Origin of the sequence: Plantactinospora solaniradicis, assembly GCF_042658085.1 — a bacterium.
Taxonomy (GTDB): Bacteria; Actinomycetota; Actinomycetes; order Mycobacteriales; family Micromonosporaceae; genus Plantactinospora; species Plantactinospora solaniradicis.
Window position 1 is genome coordinate 129,095 of sequence record NZ_JBHSPR010000017.1, and the last position, 23,091, is coordinate 152,185.

A 23,091-nucleotide genomic window follows, 5' to 3' on the forward strand; every position below is an offset into this window, starting at 1 on the left:
CCTCGGACATGTGGGCGACGACTCACCCGCCACGATGGGATCGCGGGGCGGGGCGCGCGGCGGAGGTGCGAGGATGGTTGGGCGGCAGCGTCGCCGGATAAACCGCTCGGCTCCAGGGCCCCCGGCCCACCGGAAGGATCTTCGTAACCGTGGCTGACGTATCGACCATTCGGATTCCTGACGAGATCAAACCCGCTGACGGCCGGTTCGGCTGTGGCCCGTCCAAGGTGCGCCCCGAGGCGGTCTCCGCGCTGGCCGACGTCGCCACGACGTACCTCGGCACCTCGCACCGGCAGAAGACCGTCCGCGACCAGGTCGCCCGGCTGCGCCGGGGCATCGCCGAGTTCTTCTCCCTCCCCGAGGGGTACGAAGTGGTGCTCGGCAACGGCGGCACCACCGCCTTCTGGGAGGTGGCCGCCTTCGGGCTGGTCCGCGACCGGGCCCAGTTCGCCAGCTTCGGCGAGTTCGGCGCCAAGTTCGCCAAGTCGGTCTCCGACGCCCCGTTCCTCGGCCAGCCGAGCGTCCGCAAGTCCGACCCGGGCACGGCACCGTCCCTGGTCGCCGAGGCCGGCGTCGACGTCTACGCCACGCCGCACAACGAGACCTCGACCGGCGTCGCGGTGCCGATCCGCCGGGTGGCCGGTGCGGACGACGACGCGCTGCTGCTGGTCGACGCGACCTCGGGGGCCGGCGGGCTGGAGGTGGACGTCCGGGAGACCGACGTCTACTACTTCGCCCCGCAGAAGTGCTTCGGCTCCGACGGCGGGATCTTCATCGCGCTGATGTCGCCGGCCGCGCTGGCCCGGGCCACCGAGATCAAGTCCTCGGGTCGGTACATTCCGGCGTTCCTCGACCTGGTCACGGCGATCGACAACTCCCGGCTGGAGCAGACCTACAACACCCCGGCGCTGGCCACCATCTTCCTGGCCGCCGAGCAGACCGACTGGATGAACGCGCAGGGCGGGCTGACCTGGGCGGCCAAGCGCACGGCCGAGAGCGCCTCCATCGTGTACGGCTGGGCCGAGCGGTCCGCCGTGGCGACCCCGTTCGTCACCGACCCGGCGCTGCGCTCCAATGTGGTGGCCACGGTCGACTTCGCCGATGGTGTCGACGCCACCGCGATCGCCAAGGCTCTGCGTGCGAACGGGATCGTCGACACCGAGCCGTACCGCAAGCTGGGCCGCAACCAGCTGCGGGTCGCCCTCTTCCCGGCCGTGGAGCCGAGCGACGTCGAGGCGCTGACCGCCTGCGTCGACTACGTGGTCGACCGGCTCTGAGCCGCCTGATCAATCGGGTCGGGCCGGTCGGACGGGCCACCCGACCCGATTGATCAATTAATGCAGCTCACCCGCGACATGCGGGCGTGGCTCCCCCCAACGGATGACGGACGGGCGTACCGTGTATCGAGGACGCCCGGGTGTCTGACCTGTGGCGTGGGGCCAGCGAGGCGGGACGGAGGCTACGCGATGCGGCCAGTACGCTTCGTCGCCCTCTCCGAGGACGGCCAAGCTATGGTGCTCACCGACGAGGTGGGCCGTCTTCTCGCGCTGCCGATCGATGAGCGGGTCGCGACCGTCCTGCACACCGAACCGGGCAGCGCGCCACTGGCCACGGCCAGCCCCGGCACCGAGCCGGCACCCTCACTGTCGCCCCGGGACATCCAGGCCCGGATCCGGTCGGGCGAGTCCGCCGAGGACGTGGCCCGGATCGCCGGAGTGCCGGTCGACCGGGTGCTGCGGTACGCGGGCCCGGTGCTCCAGGAGCGGGCGATGCTCGCCCAGCACGCCCGGCGTACCCGGCTGCGGAACGCCGAGAACAAGACCCCGCTCGCCGAGATCGTCGACGGTCGGCTGTCCCAGCACGGCATCGATACCGAGAAGATCTCCTGGGACGCCTACCGACGCGACGACGGGACGTGGCGAATCGTCGCGACCTGGCCCTCCGGCAAGGCCACCGCCCAGGCGATCTGGGATCTCGACAAGGCCCGCCAGTCGGTGACGCCGCACGACGACATGGCGCAGTACCTCTGCGCCGAGCGGCCCGCTCCGCTGCTCGGCCAGGAGCCGGCGCCGGAGCGGAGCGGTCGCTCGCTGCCCGGCCCGTCCCGGGTGGAGCCGAGCCGTGGCGGGCACGGCCTGCCGGCGGCGGCCGGCGAGCACGCCCGACCCGGCCGTGACCCGATCCGGGCCGGTCGCGACGCGCTGCTCGCCTCCCTCGACCGGCCACTCGGTTCGACCGCCGGTCGCGGGCTCGACCCGGCCGCGTCGATGGCGTCTCCGGACACTCCCCGGCAGCGCCCGGTGGCCGGTGGTGCCGCGGCACTGCTCGGCGGTGGTCCGGGTTCCGCGTTCGACGACGACGCCGACGCGCCCAAGGAGGTCCCGGCCGTGCCCTCGCTCGCGGTACTCCGGCCGCGTCGCACCACCGCACCGGCGGCCGAGTCGGCAGACCCGTCGGGCAAGCCGCGCAAGCGCCTGCCGAGCTGGGACGACGTCCTCTTCGGCAGTGGACCGGCCGCCCGCGACGGGTCCTGATCCCGTACGTCTCCGATCTGCCTGACGTGCTCGTCCGCGTCATCGGCCGGCCTCGTCCGCGTCATCGGCCGGCCTCGTCCGCGTCATCGGCCGGCCTCGTCCGGTCGATGGCCGGACGGGTCCGGCGGACCACCGCCAGGCTCGGCGGGCCGTCCGCACGGCCCTCTCCTTGATCGACATCCGGCGGATCCGCGTGGCAGGGTGGAGGGATGGAATATACGAATCTGGGTCGGACCGGCCTGTCGGTGAGCAGGCTCTGCCTGGGCACGATGAACTTCGGGCCAGAGACCAGCGAGCCGGACAGCTTCGCCATCATGGACCGGGCACTGGAACACGGCATCAACTTCTTCGACACCGCGAACGTCTACGGGCGGAAGACCGGCGAAGGCATTACCGAGAACATCATCGGTCGCTGGTTCGCCCAGGGAAACGACCGGCGCGAGCGGGTGGTCCTGGCCACCAAGGTGTACGGCCGGATGGGTGACTGGCCGAACGAGCAGGGGCTCTCCGCCCGGCACATCGTCCGGGCCTGCGACGAGTCGCTACGCCGGCTGCAGACCGACTGGATCGACCTCTACCAGATGCACCACATCTCCCGGACCACGCCGTGGGAGGAGATCTGGCAGGCGATGGAGACCCTGGTCGCCCAGGGCAAGGTCCTCTACGTCGGTTCGTCCAACTTCGCCGGTTGGCACCTGGCCCGGGCACAGGAGTCCGCGACCCGGCGCAACTTCCTCGGACTCGTCTCCGAGCAGTGCATCTACAACCTGATGACCCGGCACGTCGAGTTGGAGGTGCTACCCGCGGCCGAGCAGTACGGCCTGGGCATCATCCCGTGGTCGCCGCTGCAGGGCGGACTGCTCGGCGGCGCCATCCGCAAGCTCGCCGAGGGCGGCGCGGCACGGACCCGCAGTGAGCACGCCACCAAGCTGCTGGCGGAACGCCGTCCCGCGATCGAGGGGTACGAGAAGCTCTGCGCCGATCTCGGCCACGATCCGGCGGACGTCGCGCTCGGTTGGCTGCTGACCCGGCCCGCGGTGACCGCACCGATCATCGGCCCCCGGACGGTGCAGCAGCTCGACGCCGCGCTCGGCGCGCTCACGGTCAAGCTCGACGACGACACCCTGGCCCGGCTGGACGAGCTCTTCCCGCCGATCGGCAAGGGCGGCCCGGGCCCGGAGGCCTGGGCCTGGTAGGTCGTCCATCGCCGACCGGAGGGCTGGACACGGGTAGGTCCATGCACGGGTAGGTCCATCGCCGGCCGGAGACCTGGACACGGATAGGTGAATCGCCGACCCGCCGTCCGTCGGTTCGGGCGCCGGCGGGGTCGGCGTCAGCCCCACAGCGCCCAGGTCGCCAGCCGGTCGTACGTCGGCCGGGGGCCGAGGTGGCTGCGGACCAGCACCAACTCGGTCGCCGGCCACGACGGGCCGAGGTAGCCGTCGAGGGTACGCAGGTCCTCGTCGAGGCTTGCCCGGTCCAGCCGCTCGCCGGGCCGGGCAAGAGTGAGGTGTGGCCGCAGCGGCCGGGAGTCGTGTGGCACCCGGGCCCGACGCAGTTCCCGTCGGATCGACCTCGCCAGTCGGTGTACGGCCTCGACCTCGCCGAGCAACCCCACCCAGAGCACCGTGAACCGGCCCCGGCCGAACCGTCCGCCTCCGCCGAGTCGCAGCCGGGGCGCGGCCGGTCCGGGCTCCGGCACCTCGTTTCCGACGGGGACCGCCGGAGCGCCGGGAACGGCGGTCCTCCGTTGACGTCCAGCCGCGGTCCCGCCTCGGGGTGCGGCGGGCGGGTGGCGCCAGTCCTGCACGGCACGGGTGAGAGCGTCCTCCACTCTGTCCAGACGATCGTCGGCGACCTCGCCGAGGAACGTGACGGTCACGTGCAGGTTCGACCTGGGCGCCAGCCGGACGTTGATCCCGGCATCGGACGCCGCCCCGATGCGAAGCCTGTTCGTCTGGTCGGCGATGTCGTCCAACGCCTCCGGCGGCGGATAGATGGCTACGTACAGCCGCATGGCGGTACTCCGTCCATGGCTATCCCGAGCCGTACGGCGGGACCGGCGCTCGCGTCGGCCGGCGACCGCTCACGCACTGCCCTGGCGGGGGCCGGCGTGCGGGGCCGGCAGGATCAGGCCGGCGGCCTGCAACTCCCCCTCGACCCGGACGCGTTCGATCTCCAGGTCGACTCCGTCGAGGTCGCCCAGGTGCTCCGCCACGCCCAGACACCGACTCGCCAGCCGCAAGCGGTCGTCGTACGCCTCCAGGACCGCGTTCTGCCAGAGCCGTGACCGGCCCGCGATGCCGAGGCGCTGGCCGCCCAGCCGGCGCAGGTCCGCGGCGATCCGTTCGAACGAGGGATGATCCACTCGGTCGAATTCGGCGAGGTCGATCTCTCGATTCAGCGAATCCACTTCGAACGTCCGGTCCAGGCGGTTGATCGCTCGACGCAGCCGACCGGTTTCCCGCCGTTGGCCAATCCAGCAGACGAAACGGTCGATTAGCTCGTCCGCGCAGATCAGTGCCGCAACGACCGCCGGCAGACAAACCACGGCGAGAATTGCCAGCGGCAGCGCGAAAGCATGCACGATGGCCACATCCTCCGACGCTAAACGGCGATAACCCGCCTCGCCACCCGTTTTGCAATCAACGAATATTCATCTCACTGAGTCGCCGGACCGAGCGCCAGGCGGAGCCGGTCCACGGCTGCCCGGTCGCCGGTCCAGCTGACCGCGTCATCGGCCGAGCGCCGCCAGAGCCAGCGCAGCAGCTGGTCCGGGGCGGCACTGATCGACGCTGTCGGCCCGGCATCGTCAGACTCCACGCCGAACGACCCGACACCGGTCGACTCCACACCTGGCGCGGCTCGCTGCCCGGGCGCGACCCGCGACTCGGGATCGACCGGCGCGGCGCGCTGCCCAGAAGCGACCCGGGATCCGGGACCGGCCGGCGCGGCGCGCTGCCCAGAAGCGACCCGCGACCCGGGACCGGCCGGCGCGGCTTCGGCGGGAGCGGACTCGACCTCGACACCGTCCGGCCCGAGTCGGATCAGCCAGGTCGCCGGCCCGGCTGTCGCCCGGACCACTATGGCGGACCCGGGCAGGACCTCGGAAAAGTCCTCCGGCCAGCGGCGGGTCCCGTAGGCCAGGAAGAGCCGGAGCACCTCGTCGATGCCGTCGATGGCGAGGTCCTCGGGAATGTCGGCGACCGGCTGGCTCGTCGCCAACTCCGCGTCCAGCCGGTGGATGACCGTCTCCTGCGCCATCCGGCGGATCCAGAAGCCGACGGTCTGGTTCGGGTCGTGCCAGGTGGGCGCCGCCGCAGCCGCGTCCCGGCTGTCGAACTCGCCCCGCAACGCACGGTAGGCGCGGTCGAGCAGCACCACCGGATCCTCGCCGGAGAGGTCCGGTGGCCAGTCCTCCGGTGCACGCCCGGACCGCATGCACTCCACCTTGTGCAGATAGACGACGGCAACGTGGCGGACCAGGTCTTCGACGTTCCAGTCCGGACAGCTCGGCACGGCGGCGGTCAGGTCTGTCGACGCGACCTGTCGTAGCCGGGCCTGGTCGGCTGCCAGGCACTCCAGTAGTCGGACTCGCAGCATTCCACCACCTAACCAGACAGGTACGACTTCCACCGGCCGCCAGCCCGTTGCCAAGCCAGACCCGGTTAAGAAGGGGCCCTTCCTATACAGAAAGCGATAAGAAGGGGCCCTTCCTTACACCTCGGCGGGGGGCACCACGTAGAAGCGGGGTAGCGGGAGGATGCGTAGGCGGAGGCGGGTGCCGGTGCGGTGCAGTTGCCAGACCAGCGCCGCCACGGCGGTGGTGAGTGAGATCAGACCACCGGTCCAGATGCTCGCCCCGGCACCGAACCGCTCGGCGACCCAGCCGATGATCGGCGCGCCCACCGGGTTGGTGCCGAGGAAGACCAGCACCCACAGCGACATGACCCGCCCCCGGAACGCCGCGTCGACGCCGAGTTGGACCCGCTGGTTCGAGGCCTGGGCGAAGAAGACCATGAAGAAGCCGGTGAACGGCAACAGCGTCAGGACCAGCCAGTACGTCGGGGCGAGCCCGACCAGGGTGCCGAACACGCCGGTCGCCACGGCGGCACCCAGCACCGTCCACACCGACGGTCGGCTGCGCCGCCCGCTGCCGGCCAGCGCCCCGGCCAGCGCGCCCACCGCCAGCGCGGTGCTGAACAGGCCGAACGAGGCGGCGCCGGTGTTGAACACGGTCTTGGCCAGCGCGGCCAGGGTGAGCTGGAAGTTGAACAGGGTCATCCCCATCACCGACATCAGTGCCATCGGCAGCACCAGGTCGGAGCGGCGGGCGACGTACCGCAGGCCGTCGATCACCCGCGCCGAATCGCGGTCCTTGACCGGCGGCAGGTCCTCGCGGTGCAGTTCGGCGGGTCGGATCCGGATCATGCAGACGAGTGGGGCGATCGAACCGAGCGCGGCGATCAGGAAGACCGGTCCGACGTCGAGGAGGGCGATCGCCACCCCGGCCACCGCAGGGCCGATGATCCGGGCGGAGTTGAACGTCGCGGCGGAGAGCGCCAGCGCGTTCGGCAGCAGTGGCGTGCCGACAAGTTCGGAGACGAAGGACTGCCGTACCGGGGTCTCGACCGCGTTCGCCGTGCCGAGCAGGGCGGCGAAGACGAAGACGTGCCACAGCTGCACCACGCCGGTGATCACCAGGATGCTCATCGCCAGCGCCAGGACGGTCCAGGTGGCATTCGCGACGAAGAGCAGCACGCGTTTGTCGTACCGGTCGGCCAGCCGGCCGGAGAGCAGGGTGAGCAGGAGCACCGGGGTGAACTGCAACGCGACGACCACACCCAACGCGCTCGCCGAGTCGTCCGACAGGTCGAGGACAAGCCAGTCCTGGGCCACGAACATCATCCACACGCCGATCAGCTTGATCAGCTGGCCGGTGGCGAAGAGCCGGTAGTTGCGAACCGTCAGGGACTGGAAGGTGGTGCTCAGCTTTGCCCGCACTCGGGGTGCGCCTCCTCGGGTCGTACGCGTCATCCGTCGTTCCCCGGCCTCCGCGTTGCGGCCGGGAGTCCTAGCGGACGAAGCGGACCCGAAGCTGTGCGCCGGTCAGTCGCGCGCCACCTTCTGCAGGATCTCCGCGGCGCGCTGGAGCGCGTCGCGTTCCTCCAGGGTCAGCTCGGCGAGCCGACCGGCCAGCCACTCGTTGCGGGCCCGGTCGAACTGGGCCAGCACGGTGCGGCCGGAGTCGGTCGCCGCGAGGATGACCTGGCGGCCGTCGGTCGGATGGGGGGTGCGCTGTACGAGACCGCGCTCCTCCAACTTCGCGACGATCTTGGTCATCGTCGGCGGCTGGACCCGTTCGGTGTCGGCCAGCTCACGCGGCGTCAACGCGCCGGCCAGCTCGAGGCTGGTCAGCGCGGAGAGTTGGGTCGCCGTGAGGTCGCCCACCGGCCGGGTCTGCCGTACCCGTCGGTTCAGTCGGGTGATCGCGTCGCGCAGCAACGTCGCAAGCTGCGCCGGTGGCATGCGCTTCGCCATCACCGTCCACTCCGTCACGATCGTTAGCCTAACTAATAAGCTAGGCTAACGACCACTCGTTATGACCATCGTCACCGCACCCGAGGCGGCATTTCGCAGGCTAGAACAGCACGGTCTCGATCGGGCCGCGCAGGAAGTACAGCACGAAAAGCGCCGCCACCCCGTACAGCAGGGGATGCACCTCGCGTGCCTTGCCCCGGGCGACCTTGACCACGACGTAGCTGATCACGCCGGCCCCGATGCCGTTGGAGATGGAGTAGGTGAAGGGCATCAGCACGATGGTGAGGAACGCCGGGATCGCGATCTCGTAGTCGTTCCAGTCGATGGTCTTCACCGCGGTCATCATCAGGAAGCCGACGATCACCAGCGCCACCGACGCCGCCTCGAACGGCACCACGAGGGCCAACGGCGCCAGGAACATCGCCAGGAGGAAGAGCCCGCCGGTGACCAGGTTGGCCACGCCGGTCCGGGCACCCTCGGCGACCCCGGCCGCACTCTCGATGTACGACGTGTTGCTCGACGTGCTCGCCGCACCGCCGGCCGCCGCCGCGATCGAGTCCACCAACAGGATCTCCCGGGTACGCGGCGGCATCTTCCGCTCGTCGAGCAGCTCGGCCTCCTGGCCGACGGCCACCATCGTGCCCATCGTGTCGAAGAAGTCGGTGATCAACAGGGTGAAGACGAACATGATCGCGACCAGCGCACCGGCCCGCTGCCAGGAGCCGAGCAGGTCGAACTGGCCCAACAGGGACAGGTCCGGGGTGTCCACCACCGTCTCCGGCAGCGCCGGCACGTTCAGCGACCAGCCGGCGGGGTTGGGCTTTCCGTCCACCACCGACGGGCCGACCTTGGCGATCGCCTCGACCACGATCGCCAGCACCGTCGAGGCGAGGATGCCGATCAGGATCGCGCCCCTGACCCGGCGTACCACCAGCACCAGGGTCACCAGCAGGCCGAGTACGAAGACCAGGGCGGGCCAGGTCACCAACTTGCCGCCGATGCCCAACCCGACCGGCACGGTGGTGTTGGCGGCGTCGGGCAGCCGCCGGACGAACCCGGCGTCCACCAGCCCGATGATGGTCAGGAAGAGCCCGATGCCCACCCCGATCGCGGTCTTGAGCTGCGTGGGGACCGCCCGGAACACGGCGGTACGCAGCCCGGTCAGCACCAGGATGGCGATGATCACACCCTCGATCACCACCAGGCCCATCGCGTCGGCCCAGGTCATCTGCGGCGCGATCTCGTACGCCACCAGCGCGTTCACCCCGAGTCCGGCGGCCAGCGCCAACGGGAACCGGCCGACCACACCCATCAGGATCGTCATGATCCCGGCGACCAGGGCGGTCCCGGCGGCCAGCGCGGGAATGGCCAGCCGCGCACCGTCGCCGTCGACCGCGTTGCCCAGGATCAGCGGGTTGAGCACCACGATGTAGGCCATCGTGAAGAAGGTGGCCAGGCCGCCCCGCACCTCCCGGCTCAGCGTCGAGCCGCGTGCCGTGATCGCGAAGTACCGGTCGAAGGCGTTACGGGCGTGGGGCCTGTCGGCCTGGGCGGCGGGCTCGGCCGGGGCTTTTTTCATCGGGTCCTCGCTGGGGGCGGAACGAGTTGATCCGCGCATCGTCCCAGATCACCGGTTACCAACCAAGACCTGCCCGGTTACCAACCACGATCCGTGCGCCGTACCCTGGAGCGGTGCCCGAGGAGCCGCAGATCGAGCCGCTCGACCCACCGATGGTGCCGTTCGCCGTCGCCGGGATCGTGGTCTGGGCGGTGGCCGGACTGGTCCTCCTGCTCTTCTTCCGGGACTGGCTGACCGACCGGGGCCACGAGAACTGGCTCTGGACGTGCCTCGCCGGCTTCCTGGTCGGCTTCCCCGGGCTGGCCGTGATGCTCCGGCACGACGCCAACCGCCGACGCCGACGCGGCGAGGCCTGAGCCCGACGCCGGCCCGGCGAGGCCTGAACCCGACGCCGACGGAGCGAGGCCCGAACCCGGACCCGCCCCTACCGGTCAGCCGTGCCCGTACGGCTCCGCCGGCTCGGCGGCGTCGACCGAGCCGGGCGCCCGGCTGACCGCGATCGCCTCCACCTCGCTGTCGTCGTAGATCGTCGGCAGCTCGTCGACCGGCGTCTCGGTGGACTCCAGCATCGTCTCGGAGTGCGCCCCGCAACCGTGGTCGGCGCTGACCGCCCGGCCGTCGTCCGGGGCGAAGAAGTTTCCGCAGACCCCGAACGCCTGCCGCATGGCGCCGGCCAGCGGCAGGTAGAAACCGCACGTCCCACACCGCGCGGTCCGGGGCGCGGCGACCGCGATCGGTGCCGTCGGGCCGTGATCGCCGTCGTACCACCGCTGGGCGGTCTCCATCCGCCCCTCCCGGGACATCACCCGGGGACGGCCGAGACCGAGTTCCCAGGCGGTCTCCTCGACGGCGGGGTCGTCGGAGAGCAGGTAACCGGGGACGAGCCGATCGTCGTCGGGCTGGGTGGGCAGCAGATCGCCGACGCCGAGATCACCCGGCTGGAGCCGCTCCTGCCAGGGCAGCCAGCTCGGCGCCAGCAACGCGTCCGGGCCGGGTAGCAGGAAGGTCTCGCAGACCGTGACGTGCCGGCTGCGCGGCACCCGGGTGACCGTCACCGCCCAACGCCAGCCCCCGTAGCCGGCCAGCCGGCACTCGAAGAGATGCGTCACCAGGCGGTCGCCTTCGGCGATCGCACCCAGATGATCGCCGATGTCCGTCGGCTCGACCTCGGTGATGCCATCCCGCGCCACGTCAACGGCGCTGGCGCAGACCTGGTCGAGGCGGGCCGCGCGAGCGGCGGTGCTCCTGGTCACCCACCCATTGTTGCCTATCCTTGAGGACGGGTCGGCGGCACTCCCCGGCACCGATCAGCCAGAGATATCTCGGCACAGATCCGACGGTCGTCGACCGGATGGGCGAGGATGGTGCTCATGCCGCTGTTCACCCGCTCTGGGCGGTCGCTCCTCGGGCGCCTCGTCGGCACGGTGATCCGGGCCGTCGGGCTGCTGTTCCGGGGCACGCTCGGCAGCGCGCGCTGGACGACCCGCCGGGTCGCCCGGGTACGCGAGAAGGGTGCCGGCGGCGAGGCGGGGATGGTCCGGCTGTTCGATCTGCACGCCGCCTCCTGTGCCGGCGACACGTTGATCACGATCGGCCTGGCCGGAACGATCTTCTTCAACGCCCCGCTGGGCGAGGCACGCAGCAAGGTCGCGCTCTACCTGTTGATCACCATGATCCCGTTCGCGCTCCTCGCCCCGGTGGTGGGGCCGCTGCTCGACCATTTCCGGCACGGGCGCCGGTACGCGCTGGCCGCCACCATGCTCGGGCGGGCCTTCCTCGCCTGGCTGATCTCGGACTACATCCACGGCTTCGGGCTCTACCCGGCCGCGTTCGGCGTACTGGCGCTGTCCCGGGCGTACGGCGTGGCCCGCTCGGCGGCCGTACCCCGACTGCTGCCGGAGCGAATGGGCCTGTCCCAGGCCGGCGCACGGGCCAGCGTGTACGGCTCGATCGCCGGTGGCGTGGTCGCCCCGATCGGGCTGGCCGCCTTCTGGTTCGGTCCACAGTGGCCGCTACGGGTCGCCTCGGTGATCTTCCTGGTCGGCATGGTGATCGCGCTACGCCTGCCACCCCGGGCCGACTCCGACCCGCCGGAGGCCGTGCCCCGGGCGTTCCAGGCGTTCCGGAAGGGGCGGAACGGACGTGAACGGGCGCTCGGCCGGGGCGGCCCGGCCGGGCGGCTGGTGATCGCCGCCCTGGTCGGCAGCGCCACCCTGCGCGGTCTCTACGGCTTCCTGCTGCTCTTCCTGGCCTTCGCCATCAAGGCCGGCGACGTGGACACCGAACTGTTCGGCCGACGGCTCGGCGACGAGGCGGCGCTCGGCGTGGTCGGCGGCGGGCTCGCGGTCGGCACGTTCCTGGCCACCGCGCTCGGCACCAGGCTGCGCATCCACCGGCCCGTGGCGTTGCAGGCCGGCGGTCTGATCGTGGTCACCGCCGTCGGAGTACTGGCCACGCTCCGGTTCTCCCTGCTGCTGGTCGCGCTGCTCTGCCTGGTCACCGCCGTGATCAGCGGCATCGCCAAACTGGCCGTCGACGCCTCCATCCAGGAACGGGTCCGGGAACGGCTCCGGGCGACCGCGTTCGCGCACTCCGAGACGGTGCTGATGCTCGCCTTCGTGGCGGGTGGGGCCCTGGGCCTGATCCCGGTCGACGGCCGGATCGGGATCGGCGTACTGACCGGGATCGCCGCGCTGGCCACGGTCCGGGCCGTGATCGTCGCCGGGCGGCTCCGGAGCGAGCGGCTGTCCGGCCGGGCGATGGCCGACACCGACCAGCCGGACGACGCGGGCCCCGACAGCGGCGAACCCGACACCGGACACCCCGACCCGGACCGACCCGCCCGGGAGCGGCGGCCGGCCCCGGACCGGGCCGGAGCCGAGCAACCCGGCGCGCGGCGGCCCGTCGACGGCGACCCCGCCCCGGTCTCACCGGCTCCCCCGATCAACCCGCCGACCGCCGGCCATTCGACCGGTGGACCGGACGACGGCGACGACGATCCGGAACTCGCGCCACCCGGCTACCACATCTACCGGCCGTCCTCGGCGGTCCCCGGCCCGGGGCCGGGCGACGAGGGCTCCCGCCGGGAATCCCGGGGCCAGTAGTGGGCGGCGGAGTACTTCTCGTCACCGCCGTCACCGCCGAGGCCGATGCGGTCCGGGCCGGCCTGGTCGGCGACGCGGTGACCGTGGAGCCGGTCGGGGTGGGTCCGGCGGCGGCCGCCGCCGGCACGGCCCGGCTGATCGCGCTGGCCGAGGCGGCCGGACAGCCGTACCGGGCGGTGCTCAGCGCCGGGATCGGTGGTGGATTCCCCGGCCGCGCGCCGGTCGGGTCGATCGTCGTAGCGACCCGCAGCGTCGCCGCGGACCTCGGTGCCGAGTCGCCGGACGGCTTCCTGACCCTGGACGAGCTGGGCTTCGGCGCCACCTCCGCCCCGGCCGATCCCGCCCTGCTGGAGGTCCTGCGCGCCGGCCTGCCGCACGCGGTCACCGGCGCGGTCCTCACCCTCGGCACCGTGACCGGAACCGCGGCGACCACCCTGGCCCTGCTCGCCCGGCACCCGGACGCGGTGGCCGAGGCCATGGAGGGGTACGGCGTGGCGGTCGCCGCCGCCGGCGCCGGGCTGCCCTTCGCCGAACTGCGGACCGTCTCCAACCCGATCGGACCGCGCGACCGGTCGGCGTGGCGGATCGGCGACGCCTTCGCCGCCCTGACCGCCGCCGCGACCGTGCTCGGCAAGGAACTCGCCGACTAGCCGCCGACTACCATCCGTTACATGTCGCAAGATCTCGTCGGTGAGCTGCGCGCTCGTGCGCGGGAGCGGAACGGCAGCCGACCGAAGGGCCCGGATCTGCCGTACGTCGAGGACCTGACCGGTCCCTCGGGGCTGCCGCTGCGCCGTTACCGGGCCGCCACCGGGCCGCGCCCGCTGATGGTCTTCCTGCACGGTGGTGGATGGGTGATCGGCGACCTGGAGACCCACGACAGGACCTGCCGCCGTCTCGCCCACGAGTGCGACGTCGACGTGCTCGCCGTGGACTACCGGCTGGCGCCGGAGCATCCGTACCCGGCCGCGATCGACGACGCCGTCGAGGTGCTCCGCTGGTCCGGGCCGGTCGCCGTCGCGGGAGACAGCGCGGGCGGGTACCTCGCCACCATGGCCTGCCTGCGACTGCGGGACGAGGGCGGGGCGCTGCCCGCCGTACAGATCCTGATCTGCCCGAATACCGACCTGACGCTCTCCCAACCCAGCATCGCCGAGAAGGGCACGGGCCACGGGCTCGACGCCAGCACGCTGGCCTGGTTCGTCGCCCTGTGGACGCCCGATCCCGCGTCGCGTGGCGCGGCGAGTCCGCTGCACCACCCCGACCTGTCCGGCCTGCCGACCGCGCTGGTGGTCACGGCCGAACACGACGCGCTCCGTGACGAGGGCGACGCCTACGCCCGCCGCCTGGCGGAGTCCGGAGTCCTCGTCACCCATCGCCGCGAACCCGGTCTCCCGCACGGATTCATCCAGGGCATGGACCTGACGAGTTCGGACGCGGCGGCGGCACAGCAGCGGATCTTCGCCGACATCCGACGACTGATCCCGCCCGGTACCCCGGACGGATCGCCGGCCGGAGCACTGTGACGTATCCGGCCCGGCCGGGGCCACGGCCACCCCTGGCCGGGCCGCGTGGTTACGGTGGGGGCGTGGCGCTCTCCCTGGCGATCTCGCCCTGCCCCAACGACACCTTCGTCTTCCACGCCCTGGTGCACGGCCTGGTGCCGGGCGCACCGGCGATGGACGTGACCTACGCCGACGTGGACGTCACCAACACCGCTGCCGAGCGCGGGGCGTACGACCTGGTGAAGGTGAGTTACGCGGCGCTGCCCTGGCTGCTCGACGACTACCACCTGCTGCCCTGCGGCGGCGCGCTGGGACGCGGCTGCGGTCCGCTGGTGCTGACCCGGCCGGACCGGGCCGGCAACACCGATCTGACCGGGGCGACCGTGGCGGTGCCCGGTGACCGGACCACGGCGTACCTGCTGTTCCGGCTCTGGTCCGCGGACCGGCCCCCGGCGCGGATCGAGGTGGTGCCGTTCCACGAGATCATGCCGGGCGTGGCCGCCGGCCGGTACGACGCCGGCCTCGTCATCCACGAGGCCCGGTTCACCTATCCCCGGCACGGCCTGACCGCCCTGGTCGACCTCGGGCAGTGGTGGGAGGCGGACACCGGGCTACCGATCCCGCTGGGCGCCATCCTGGCCCGGCGGGACGCGGTGGATCCGGTGGCGGCGACCGGCTGGATCCGCGACTCGGTACGCCGGGCCTGGGCCGACCCGGCCGCCAGCCGGGAGTACGTGCTCCGGCACGCGCAGGAGATGGAGCGCGACGTGGTTGACCAGCACATCGCGCTCTACGTCAACGAGTTCACTGCCGAGTTGGGCGCCGACGGCCAGGCGGCGGTCGACGCGCTGCTCGGCCGGGCCGCGGCAGCCGGGCTGACCCCTCAGATCTCCAGTTCGCGAGCGACCGCGTGGACCAACTGAGCGACGGTCTGAGCGGTCTTCCGGTCCGGGAAACGTCCCCGGCGCAGGTCCGGCTGGATCTTGGCCTCGAGCACCTTGATCATGTCCTCGACCAGGCCGTGCAGTTCCTCGGCCGGTCGGCGGCGAAGCTCCGCCATGGACGGTGGGGCGTCCAGGAGCTTGACCCCGAGCGCCTGCGCGCCCCGGCGGCTGTCCACGACGCCGAACTCGACCCGCTGGCCGCCCTTCAGGTCGGTGACACCAGTCGGCAGCGCGCCCTTCGGCAGGAACACGTCGCCACCCTCGTCACTGGTGACGAACCCGTATCCCTTGGCCGCGTCATACCACTTCACTCGACCCGTCGGCACCTGAAGACCTCGACTCCCCTGATGAGATTGCTGTCCTCACAAGGCTAGCGGCATCAGCCGCCCGAGCGCCTCCGGGAATCCGGTAAGGTCCGCCAGCACCAGGTCGGCACCGGCCGATCGCAGCTCATCGGCGTCGCAGGGCCCGGTGGTGACGCCGAGTCCGGGCACTCCGGCGGTCCGCGCGGCCACCATGTCGGCGACGTGGTCACCCACGTACAGCCCGGCGCCGTGCGCGGTCAACGCGGTCGCCTTCTCCGCCGCGAACAGGTCGCCGGCCAGCTCGTCGACCTTCAGCCCGACATGCTCCAGGTGCAGCCGGGCCAGCCGGCCGTGCTTGGAGGTGACCACCATGACCCGCAGCCCCCGGGCCCGGACCGCCGCCACCGCCTCCATCGCGCCGGGCAGCGGCAGGGACGTGGTGATCGCGTACTCGGGATAGAGCGCGCGGTACGTCCGGACGGCCTCCTCGACCCGGTCCTCCGGGAACCAGCGGCGGATCTCGGTCCGCAGCGGCGGGCCGAGCCGGCTGACCACGGCGTCCGCGTCCACGTACACGCCGGTTTTCTCCGTCAGCGCCCGCATCGCGGCGGCGATTCCGGGCCGGGAGTCGATCAGGGTCATGTCGAGGTCGAACCCGACCGCAGCGGCAGTCACGCCGGCCATCGTCGCACGGACTTAACGGCCCAACGGAGTCGAGCCGGACGACCGAGGCGCACGATCGGCGCCCGGCCGGATAGCGTGGAAAGACGATGACCACACTCGCCGACCATCTGCGGGCCCTGCCCGACGAGGCGCTGGCCGCACTGTTCCGGCTGCGTCCCGACCTCGTCGTGCCGGTACCGACCGATCTGTCCGCCCTGGCGGTCCGCGCACAGTCCCGGGTGTCGGTGGCCCGTGCCCTCGACGGACTCGACGAGTTCACCCTGCGGATCCTGGACGCGGCCCGACTGAGCCGTGATCCGGATCACGGAGAGACGTCCACCGAGACGATCATCACCCTCGCCGTCGGCACGGCCAGGAACGCGGACCGGGCCGGGGTGCGTACCGCGGTCGACCGGCTCCGGGCCCTCTTCCTGTTGTACGGGCCGGAGAGCGCCCTGCGGGTCGTGGCGGGGGTGGACGAGGTCTGTTCGCCGTACCCGGCGGGGTTGGGCCGACCGGCGGCGGAACTCGACGCGGAGACCGCCGTGCTGGTCGCCGACCCGGCCCGGCTGCGTCGGACGCTGCTGGCCGCGCCGCCCCCGGCCCGGGCGATCCTGGACCGGCTCGCCGCCGGCCCTCCGGTGGGTACGCTGCCGGCCGCCGCGCCACCCGGCGAAGGCGCCGCCGCGCCGGTCTCCTGGCTGGTCGACAACGGCCTGCTGGTGCCGATCTCCGAGGCCTCCGGCGGGCCCGGCACGCCGACCGCCGTGGAACTGCCCCGGGAGATCGGGCTGCTGCTGCGCCGCGAATCGGGGCCGCTGGGCCCGCTGCGCCCCCGACCGCCGGCGGTCACCGGCACGGCCCGGGAGCCGAAGGCCGCCGACTCCGCCGGAGCCGGCCAGGCCATGGAGGCGGTACGACACACCGAGGCGCTGCTCGAACAGCTCGCCGCCGAGCCCGCCCCGGTGCTGCGCTCCGGCGGGCTGGGCGTCCGCGACCTGCGCCGGCTCGCCCGCGCCACCGGTCTCGACGAGCCGACCACGGCGCTACTGCTGGAGGTGGCGTACGCCGCCGGGCTGACCGGCGAGGTCGACCTGCCCGGCGCGGCCACCACCCGGAACGGGGCGGACCAGCAGATCCTGCCGGCGGCCGGCTACGAGGGCTGGCGGAACGGTTCGTTGGCCCATCGATGGGAACACCTGGCCCGGGCCTGGCTGACGATGCCCCGGCAGGTCGGGCTGGTCGGCCAGCGCGACGACCGGGACCGCCCGATCGCACCGCTCTCCCCCGAGGCGGAGCGCGCCGGGGTACCGGCCATCCGACGGGCGGTGCTCGACGTGCTCGACGGCCTCGATCCCGGCGCCGCGCCGACCCCGGACGAGGTGACGGAACTGCTCGGCTGGCGGGCACCCCGGCGGAGCCTGGGCCGGGAGAACGGCCAGCGCGAGGTGCTGACCGAGGCGGCGCTGCTCGGCGTCACCGGACTCGGCGCGCTCACCTCGTACGGCCGGCTGCTGCTGGCGCAGTGGACCGCCGGAGACACCCGGCTCGGCGAGAGCGGCGACGATCCGCTCGGCGTCCGGCCCGACGCGGACGGGGCGGCCGGCGGGGGTACCGCCGCGGTCCGGGCGCTGGACGCGCTGCTGCCGGCCCCGGTCGACCACTTCCTGCTCCAGGCCGACCTGACCGTGGTGGTACCCGGGCCACCCGAGCCGACGCTGGCCGCCGAACTGGCGGTGGTGGCCGAGCACGAGTCGGCCGGCGGGGCCAGCGTGCACCGGGTCACCGGGGCGAGCGTGCGCCGGGCCCTGGACGCCGGGTACGCCGCCGAGGACCTGCACACGCTCTTCAAGCGCCGGTCCCGTACGCCGGTGCCCCAGGGGTTGACCTACCTGGTCGACGACGTGGCCCGCAAACACGGCGGGCTCCGGGCCGGTTCCGCCGGGGCGTACCTGCGCAGCGACGACGAGGCACTCCTGTCCGAGGTGCTCGCCGACCGCCGGCTCGCCCCGATGTCGCTGCGCCGGCTGGCGCCGACCGTACTGACCACCCCGCATCTGGCGGGGCGGCTGCTCGGCGCCCTGCGCGACGCCGGGTACGCCCCGGTCTCCGAGGACGCCACCGGAGCGACCGTGCTCGCCAGGCCCAAGGTCCGGCGGGCACCGGCCCGGGGCTCGGTCGCCAACCGGGTGACCGACCCGCTCGCCACGCCGAGGCTGAGCACACCCCGCCTGCTCGGCATCGTGGAGCAGATCCGCCGGGGCGACGCCGCGGCCCGGGTCGCCCGTCGGGCGCCGAGCACGGTCCGGGACGGCGGCCGGTCCGGTGTGGCCGGTCCGGCGATGCCGGCGGGGCACGCGCACACCCAGGCGCTGGCCGTACTCCAACAGGCGGTCCGGGACAAGGCCCTGGTCTGGGTCGGGTACGTCGACGCGCACGGCGCGACCGCGTCCCGGCTGGTCCGCCCGGTGTCGATCGGCGCCGGCTATCTACGGGCCGAGGACGAGCGCACCGAGATGCTGCACACCTTCGCCCTGCACCGGATCACCGCGGCGGTGCTCGACGAGTGAGGTGTTAAGAAGGGGCCCTTCTTCTACAGAAAACGATAAGAAGGGGCCCTTCCTTTCACTCCCGGCGATGCTGCCGCACGGTACCAACGATGGAGACGATGAGCAGCAGCGTGAAGGCGGCGCCGAGTCCTTCACCGAGCGAGGTCACGAAGCCCTGCTGCTGGACCAGCCAGCCGAAGAGCACCCAGCTGGCGATCAGCACCGCGACCGTCGCGTATGCGAGCACGGTGGTTCGGGAGACCGGGGCCGGGGTAGACGGTGGCGGTGGCGGGGTCGGGGGTGGAGATACGGGCGGAGGGCCTGTCTCGGACCTCACCTCGCCGTCGACCGTCATCTGCGAACCTCCCACCGTGCGGCTGCCCGGAAGTCCAGACTCGCATCCGATCGGCCGATATGACAGGCTCCGTGCCCCCGAGTCGCCCCTGGGGTGCCACCCCCGGGTCATCGCGGAGCGGGGTCAGGTGCCGGGGCGTCGGCCGATGAGGTGCACCCGGGTGCCCACCTTGCCCAGTGCCCACATCCGCCGGGCGTCGACCGGGAGCAGGTTGACGCACCCGTGCGAGCCGATCGACTTGTTGTGCAGGTAGGTGGTGGTCTGGTGGAACCCGATGCCGCCGATGAAGCGTTGCCAGTACGGCAGCCACACCTCGTACGGGTTGGACCACTCCTTGGTGTTGCGGAAGTTCACCTTGTATGTGCCGGCCGGCGTGGCGAAGCCCGACATGCCGGTCCGGGTGACGGTGGGCGCCATCACCACCTTTCCGCCGCGCATCGCCCAGACGGTCTGCAACGTCAGGTTGACGCAGAAGGTCGTTCCGCTGCCGGCCTTGCACTTGTCGGTGTCGGTGCTGGCCAGCCGCCGGGCGACGTCGGCGGTGGTCGGTCCGGCGCGGCCCTCCGCCGGACGGATGTCGTACCGGCGCTGGAACCGCTTGATGGCCGCGCAGTCGGCGGCCGACTGCCGGCCGTCGACGGTGACCGTGCCGAACCCGCCCAGCCGGGCCAGGTACCTCTCGACGTCACGCTGCCGGTCGCCCTGCGGACAGCCGCTCGGCGGTTTCGGCGAGTTGGTCCGGGCCGGCTTCCTGGTCGGCGCGGTGGTGGCCGGTGGTCGTGGCTTCGTGGTGGCAGGTGCGGGTGTTTTCCCCTGATCCGGCGCGGGCGGCGCGCTCGCCCCCGTTGCGTTCTCCGCCCCGACCGGCGCGAGCCCCCCGGCTCCCGACTGGTCTGTCTGCGGATCAAACGCGCACGCACCGGCGCCGAACAGGGTGACTGCCACCAGAGCAACAAGACGGGTGCCGAAACGCGCAGGTACCATCTGGTCCTCCCCAGGAGCCGTCGACTGCTAGACGCACGGGAATACCGGTTCGGTTGCACCGGCTGAAAGATTTTTTCGCTTCGTTATCCAACGTGCAAGACTGAAGTGTCGGTGCGTGGGACGCCCGACCCGGGACGGGAGGGCGTGGGCGTGAGCGGCGGACCACTTATCGTGCAGTCGGACAAGACCCTGCTGCTGGAAGTCGATCATCCCGACGCGCTGGCCTGTCGGATGGCGATCGCGCCGTTCGCCGAGCTGGAGCGCTCCCCCGAGCACGTGCACACCTACCGGCTGACCCCGCTGGGCCTGTGGAACGCCCGGGCGGCCGGCCACGACGCCGAGGGTGTGGTCGACGCGCTGCTGCGCTTCTCCCGCTATCCGGTGCCGCACGCGCTGCTGGTCGACGTCGCCGAGACCATGGACCGGTACGGCCGGCTCCAACTGGTCGCCCACCCCACCCACGGCCTGGTGCTGCGGGCACTGGACCGGATGGTCCTGATCGAGGTGGCCAAGAGCAAGAAGCTCGCCGGGATGCTGGGGACGAAACTGGACGACGACACCATAATCGTCCATCCGTCCGAGCGTGGCCGACTCAAGCAGACGCTGTTGAAGCTGGGCTGGCCCGCCGAGGACCTGGCCGGTTACGTCAACGGCGAGGCGCACCCGATCGAACTGGCCACCACCGGCTCCGACGGCAAGCCGGCCTGGGACCTGCGGTCGTACCAGCGGGAAGCGGTGCAGAGCTTCTGGGCCGGCGGGTCGGGCGTCGTGGTGCTGCCCTGCGGGGCCGGCAAGACGCTGGTCGGGGCGGCCGCGATGGCGGAGGCGAAGGCGACCACCCTGATCCTGGTCACCAACACCGTCGCCGGCCGGCAGTGGAAGCGGGAACTGATCGCCCGCACCTCGCTGACCGAGGAGGAGATCGGGGAGTACTCCGGCGAGCGCAAGGAGATCCGGGCGGTCACCATCGCCACGTACCAGGTGCTCACCGCGCGCCGGGGCGGCGCCTTCACCCACCTGGACCTGTTCGGGGCCCGGGACTGGGGGCTGGTGATCTACGACGAGGTGCACCTGCTGCCGGCGCCGATCTTCCGGTTCACCGCCGACCTCCAGGCCCGGCGGCGGCTCGGGCTGACCGCCACCCTGGTCCGGGAGGACGGCCGGGAAGGCGACGTCTTCTCGCTGATCGGCCCGAAGCGCTACGACGCGCCGTGGAAGGACATCGAGGCGCAGGGCTGGATCGCTCCCGCCGACTGCACCGAGGTACGGGTGACGCTGACCGAGGCCGAGCGCATGACGTACGCGGTCGCGGAGCCGGAGGAGCGCTACCGGGTGGCGGCGACGGCCCGGACGAAGTTGCCGGTGGTCAAGGCGCTGGTGGAGCGGCACGCCAACGACCAGGTGCTGGTGATCGGTGGCTACATCGACCAGTTGCACGAGTTGGGCGAGGTGCTCGACGCGCCGATCGTGCAGGGCTCGACCACCAACAAGGAGCGCGAGCGGCTCTTCGACGCGTTCCGGGCCGGCGAGGTCTCGACCCTGGTCATCTCCAAGGTGGGCAACTTCTCCATCGACCTGCCCGAGGCGGCGGTGGCGATCCAGGTCTCCGGCACGTTCGGCTCCCGCCAGGAGGAGGCACAGCGCCTCGGCCGGGTGCTGCGGCCGAAGGCCGACCGGCGGCAGGCGCACTTCTACACCGTGGTCTCCCGGGACACCATCGACACCGAGTACGCCGCACACCGGCAGCGCTTCCTCGCCGAACAGGGCTACGCGTACACCATCGTGGACGCGGACGACGTGCTCGGCCCGTCGCTGCCCAGCGTGGACTGAGCCCTTCCGACGGGCCCGGTTCCGCGCCTGGTCCGGGGACACCCGGCTACAACTCGTCCGGGTGGTCCCGGCGCCACCGCTCGCGCTCGCGGCGCTCCCGCTCGATCCGCTCCCGGGACGCGGCGAAGTCCGCCTCGCCGCGCTGTGCCAACTCCGCCTTCTCCTCGTCGGAGAGTTCCTCCCAGCGCTGCGCGAAGCGCTCCACCTGCGGGTTGATCGCGCGGTTGAAGACCGGCGAGGTGGCCGCGTCGCGCAGCCCACGCCGACCGGCGAGGATGTCGTCGGCGAGTCGCCGGAACTCCGGGTCGTCGCTGCGCTCGCTGAGCAGCTTGAGCGAGTTGCGCAGATGCTGGGACAGGGCCGGGTCGCCCCGGGCCACGTCGAGCATCGGCTCCTCGTCGTTCGGCCGGGTCATCTCAGACCCCCGCGTGGTCGTAGGCGCCGGCCGGAAGCGGATGCGCGTCCAGGCCCTGTAGGCCGCCGAGCAGACCGGCGACGACGCCGGTGAAGCCCTGCACCGCCGTCCAGACGTGGTTGTGCACCTCGATCGCCTGTCCCCAGACGCCGATCGCCTTGGTGACGGTGACCGCGGCGGCGGCACCGGCGAGGATCGGGCCGATGACCGTCCAACTGGAAGCCGCGGCGGCCGCCGCTTCGATGCCGATCGCGATCAGCAGGTCGGTCAGGGTCTCCAGCAGGCCCTTGATGGCGTTGGCCGACTCGTACATGCCGACGGCCATCGTGTTGAACTGTCCGCCGAGCGAGTTGAGCGAGGAGACCTGGTCCTGGAGGACCTTCACCAGCCCGTTGAAGTACTCGGCGGCGCTGTCCGCGGCGTTGCCCTGCCAGTCGTACTTGACGGTGGTGACGGCGGAGTTGATCGTCCCGGCGTACGCGGTGTTGAACTCGGCGAGGTTCTTCACCGCCGCTCCGGCCTTCTGCACCGCCCCCCAGTCCCCGGCGTACTGGTCGGCGACCCACTGCCAGGGGTTGGTGCCGCAGACCTGCTCGGCGGCCCAGCCCAGCCAGTACGACGGGCTGATGTACTGCGGGAAGCCGACGATGTTCTCGACGAGGTCCGGGATCGGATCGCTGCTGGTCGGCGCGGTCAACTCGGCCGAGGGGGAACCCATGCTTGTTCTGCCCTTCCTTGTCCGACCTGTGGCCGGCGGCTCCGGGACGTCATGGTCGCGCAGCC

Annotated in this window: 23 protein-coding genes; 10 read left to right on the plus strand and 13 right to left on the minus strand. The window is 72.1% G+C overall.

The window, feature by feature from the left end; all coding sequences use genetic code 11:
• Positions 1–149 precede the first annotated feature (149 nt).
• The 3 genes from serC to ACFP2T_RS20280 all read left to right on the plus strand — a co-directional run bounded on the left by serC (position 150) and on the right by ACFP2T_RS20280 (position 3,730).
• The gene (serC, locus tag ACFP2T_RS20270) at positions 150–1,277 is read left to right on the plus strand and encodes a phosphoserine transaminase (protein WP_377424126.1); all 1,128 of its coding nucleotides are present in this window, start codon (positions 150–152) and stop codon (positions 1,275–1,277) included.
• Between the two features lie 189 nt (positions 1,278–1,466).
• On the plus strand, positions 1,467–2,534 hold the full coding sequence (gene sepH, locus ACFP2T_RS20275) for a septation protein SepH (protein ID WP_377424129.1): 1,068 nt from the start codon (positions 1,467–1,469) through the stop codon (positions 2,532–2,534).
• Between the two features lie 209 nt (positions 2,535–2,743).
• The gene (locus ACFP2T_RS20280; RefSeq protein ID WP_377424131.1) at positions 2,744–3,730 is read left to right on the plus strand and encodes an aldo/keto reductase; all 987 of its coding nucleotides are present in this window, start codon (positions 2,744–2,746) and stop codon (positions 3,728–3,730) included.
• Between the two features lie 137 nt (positions 3,731–3,867).
• On the opposite strand, the gene ACFP2T_RS20285 is transcribed toward ACFP2T_RS20280, so the two are convergent.
• The 6 genes from ACFP2T_RS20285 to ACFP2T_RS20310 all read right to left on the minus strand — a co-directional run bounded on the left by ACFP2T_RS20285 (position 3,868) and on the right by ACFP2T_RS20310 (position 9,654).
• Positions 3,868–4,551: a 2'-5' RNA ligase family protein gene (locus tag ACFP2T_RS20285; RefSeq protein ID WP_377424134.1), complete on the minus strand. Its 684-nt coding sequence runs from the start codon at positions 4,549–4,551 to the stop codon at positions 3,868–3,870.
• Positions 4,552–4,620: 69 nt separating this feature from the next.
• Positions 4,621–5,130 (minus strand): hypothetical protein, encoded by a 510-nt coding sequence (locus ACFP2T_RS20290; RefSeq protein ID WP_377424136.1) that lies wholly within the window; start codon positions 5,128–5,130, stop codon positions 4,621–4,623.
• 65 nt (positions 5,131–5,195) lie between these two features.
• Positions 5,196–6,137 (minus strand): maleylpyruvate isomerase N-terminal domain-containing protein, encoded by a 942-nt coding sequence (locus ACFP2T_RS20295; protein ID WP_377424138.1) that lies wholly within the window; start codon positions 6,135–6,137, stop codon positions 5,196–5,198.
• Between the two features lie 114 nt (positions 6,138–6,251).
• Positions 6,252–7,538, minus strand: a complete 1,287-nt coding sequence (locus ACFP2T_RS20300) for an MFS transporter (protein WP_377424140.1) — start codon at positions 7,536–7,538, stop codon at positions 6,252–6,254.
• 105 nt (positions 7,539–7,643) lie between these two features.
• A complete protein-coding gene (locus ACFP2T_RS20305) occupies positions 7,644–8,093 on the minus strand; it encodes a MarR family winged helix-turn-helix transcriptional regulator (RefSeq protein WP_377424143.1) in 450 nt (149 codons plus the stop codon).
• Between the two features lie 82 nt (positions 8,094–8,175).
• Positions 8,176–9,654: an NCS2 family permease gene (locus ACFP2T_RS20310; protein ID WP_377424145.1), complete on the minus strand. Its 1,479-nt coding sequence runs from the start codon at positions 9,652–9,654 to the stop codon at positions 8,176–8,178.
• A 152-nt stretch (positions 9,655–9,806) separates the two neighbouring features.
• Between ACFP2T_RS20310 and ACFP2T_RS20315 the strand changes: the two genes are divergently transcribed.
• The gene (locus tag ACFP2T_RS20315; RefSeq protein WP_377424506.1) at positions 9,807–10,010 is read left to right on the plus strand and encodes a DUF2530 domain-containing protein; all 204 of its coding nucleotides are present in this window, start codon (positions 9,807–9,809) and stop codon (positions 10,008–10,010) included.
• Between the two features lie 75 nt (positions 10,011–10,085).
• Here the strand turns inward: ACFP2T_RS20315 and ACFP2T_RS20320 are convergent, their stop codons facing one another.
• Complete coding sequence (locus tag ACFP2T_RS20320; RefSeq protein ID WP_377424507.1) at positions 10,086–10,925, minus strand: DUF3027 domain-containing protein; 840 nt, start codon at positions 10,923–10,925, stop codon at positions 10,086–10,088.
• A gap of 99 nt (positions 10,926–11,024) precedes the next feature.
• Here ACFP2T_RS20320 and ACFP2T_RS20325 point away from each other — a divergent pair, with 99 nt between their 5' ends.
• From ACFP2T_RS20325 to ACFP2T_RS20340, 4 genes are all read left to right on the plus strand, one after another.
• The gene (locus ACFP2T_RS20325) at positions 11,025–12,758 is read left to right on the plus strand and encodes an MFS transporter (RefSeq protein ID WP_377424148.1); all 1,734 of its coding nucleotides are present in this window, start codon (positions 11,025–11,027) and stop codon (positions 12,756–12,758) included.
• Positions 12,758–13,408, plus strand: coding sequence for a futalosine hydrolase (locus ACFP2T_RS20330; protein ID WP_377424151.1), 651 nt, complete (start codon positions 12,758–12,760; stop codon positions 13,406–13,408). The genes ACFP2T_RS20325 and ACFP2T_RS20330 overlap by 1 nt, the downstream gene beginning before the upstream one ends.
• A gap of 21 nt (positions 13,409–13,429) precedes the next feature.
• Positions 13,430–14,284: an alpha/beta hydrolase gene (locus ACFP2T_RS20335; RefSeq protein WP_377424153.1), complete on the plus strand. Its 855-nt coding sequence runs from the start codon at positions 13,430–13,432 to the stop codon at positions 14,282–14,284.
• Between the two features lie 62 nt (positions 14,285–14,346).
• Entirely contained in the window at positions 14,347–15,186 is an 840-nt protein-coding gene (locus ACFP2T_RS20340) for a 1,4-dihydroxy-6-naphthoate synthase (protein WP_377424155.1), read from the plus strand.
• Here the strand turns inward: ACFP2T_RS20340 and ACFP2T_RS20345 are convergent.
• A complete protein-coding gene (locus ACFP2T_RS20345; protein WP_377424158.1) occupies positions 15,147–15,533 on the minus strand; it encodes a cold-shock protein in 387 nt (128 codons plus the stop codon). The genes ACFP2T_RS20340 and ACFP2T_RS20345 overlap by 40 nt on opposite strands.
• A gap of 36 nt (positions 15,534–15,569) precedes the next feature.
• Positions 15,570–16,196 carry an HAD family hydrolase gene (locus ACFP2T_RS20350; protein WP_377424161.1) on the minus strand — a complete coding sequence of 209 codons (627 nt, stop codon included), beginning with the start codon at positions 16,194–16,196 and terminating at the stop codon, positions 15,570–15,572.
• 86 nt (positions 16,197–16,282) lie between these two features.
• On the opposite strand from ACFP2T_RS20350, the gene ACFP2T_RS20355 reads away from it, so the two are divergent.
• Positions 16,283–18,745: a helicase-associated domain-containing protein gene (locus tag ACFP2T_RS20355; protein ID WP_377424163.1), complete on the plus strand. Its 2,463-nt coding sequence runs from the start codon at positions 16,283–16,285 to the stop codon at positions 18,743–18,745.
• A gap of 55 nt (positions 18,746–18,800) precedes the next feature.
• Here the strand turns inward: ACFP2T_RS20355 and ACFP2T_RS20360 are convergent, their stop codons facing one another.
• Both ACFP2T_RS20360 and ACFP2T_RS20365 read right to left on the minus strand, forming a co-directional pair.
• The gene (locus tag ACFP2T_RS20360; RefSeq protein WP_377424166.1) at positions 18,801–18,971 is read right to left on the minus strand and encodes a hypothetical protein; all 171 of its coding nucleotides are present in this window, start codon (positions 18,969–18,971) and stop codon (positions 18,801–18,803) included.
• 231 nt (positions 18,972–19,202) lie between these two features.
• Complete coding sequence (locus ACFP2T_RS20365; protein ID WP_377424168.1) at positions 19,203–20,063, minus strand: L,D-transpeptidase family protein; 861 nt, start codon at positions 20,061–20,063, stop codon at positions 19,203–19,205.
• Between the two features lie 150 nt (positions 20,064–20,213).
• On the opposite strand from ACFP2T_RS20365, the gene ACFP2T_RS20370 reads away from it, so the two are divergent.
• Positions 20,214–21,893, plus strand: coding sequence for a DNA repair helicase XPB (locus ACFP2T_RS20370; protein ID WP_377424170.1), 1,680 nt, complete (start codon positions 20,214–20,216; stop codon positions 21,891–21,893).
• Between the two features lie 46 nt (positions 21,894–21,939).
• On the opposite strand, the gene ACFP2T_RS20375 is transcribed toward ACFP2T_RS20370, so the two are convergent.
• Positions 21,940–22,308 (minus strand): hypothetical protein, encoded by a 369-nt coding sequence (locus ACFP2T_RS20375; RefSeq protein ID WP_377424173.1) that lies wholly within the window; start codon positions 22,306–22,308, stop codon positions 21,940–21,942.
• Between the two features lies 1 nt (position 22,309).
• Entirely contained in the window at positions 22,310–23,026 is a 717-nt protein-coding gene (locus ACFP2T_RS20380; protein ID WP_377424175.1) for a hypothetical protein, read from the minus strand.
• Between the last annotated feature and the right edge of the window lie 65 nt (positions 23,027–23,091).

Excerpts from the sequence above, each read along its gene's own strand:
- sepH (WP_377424129.1), top strand. The coding sequence starts at position 1,467 with ATGCGGCCAGTACGCTTCGTCGCCCTCTCCGAGGACGGCCAAGCTATG.
- ACFP2T_RS20280 (WP_377424131.1), top strand. The coding sequence starts at position 2,744 with ATGGAATATACGAATCTGGGTCGGACCGGCCTGTCGGTGAGCAGGCTC.
- ACFP2T_RS20285 (WP_377424134.1), bottom strand. The coding sequence starts at position 4,551 with ATGCGGCTGTACGTAGCCATCTATCCGCCGCCGGAGGCGTTGGACGAC.
- ACFP2T_RS20295 (WP_377424138.1), bottom strand. The coding sequence starts at position 6,137 with ATGCTGCGAGTCCGACTACTGGAGTGCCTGGCAGCCGACCAGGCCCGG.
- ACFP2T_RS20310 (WP_377424145.1), bottom strand. The coding sequence starts at position 9,654 with ATGAAAAAAGCCCCGGCCGAGCCCGCCGCCCAGGCCGACAGGCCCCAC.
- ACFP2T_RS20315 (WP_377424506.1), top strand. The coding sequence starts at position 9,807 with ATGGTGCCGTTCGCCGTCGCCGGGATCGTGGTCTGGGCGGTGGCCGGA.
- ACFP2T_RS20325 (WP_377424148.1), top strand. The coding sequence starts at position 11,025 with ATGCCGCTGTTCACCCGCTCTGGGCGGTCGCTCCTCGGGCGCCTCGTC.
- ACFP2T_RS20335 (WP_377424153.1), top strand. The coding sequence starts at position 13,430 with ATGTCGCAAGATCTCGTCGGTGAGCTGCGCGCTCGTGCGCGGGAGCGG.
- ACFP2T_RS20350 (WP_377424161.1), bottom strand. The coding sequence starts at position 16,196 with ATGGCCGGCGTGACTGCCGCTGCGGTCGGGTTCGACCTCGACATGACC.
- ACFP2T_RS20355 (WP_377424163.1), top strand. The coding sequence starts at position 16,283 with ATGACCACACTCGCCGACCATCTGCGGGCCCTGCCCGACGAGGCGCTG.
- ACFP2T_RS20365 (WP_377424168.1), bottom strand. The coding sequence starts at position 20,063 with ATGGTACCTGCGCGTTTCGGCACCCGTCTTGTTGCTCTGGTGGCAGTC.
- ACFP2T_RS20375 (WP_377424173.1), bottom strand. The coding sequence starts at position 22,308 with ATGACCCGGCCGAACGACGAGGAGCCGATGCTCGACGTGGCCCGGGGC.
- ACFP2T_RS20380 (WP_377424175.1), bottom strand. The coding sequence starts at position 23,026 with ATGGGTTCCCCCTCGGCCGAGTTGACCGCGCCGACCAGCAGCGATCCG.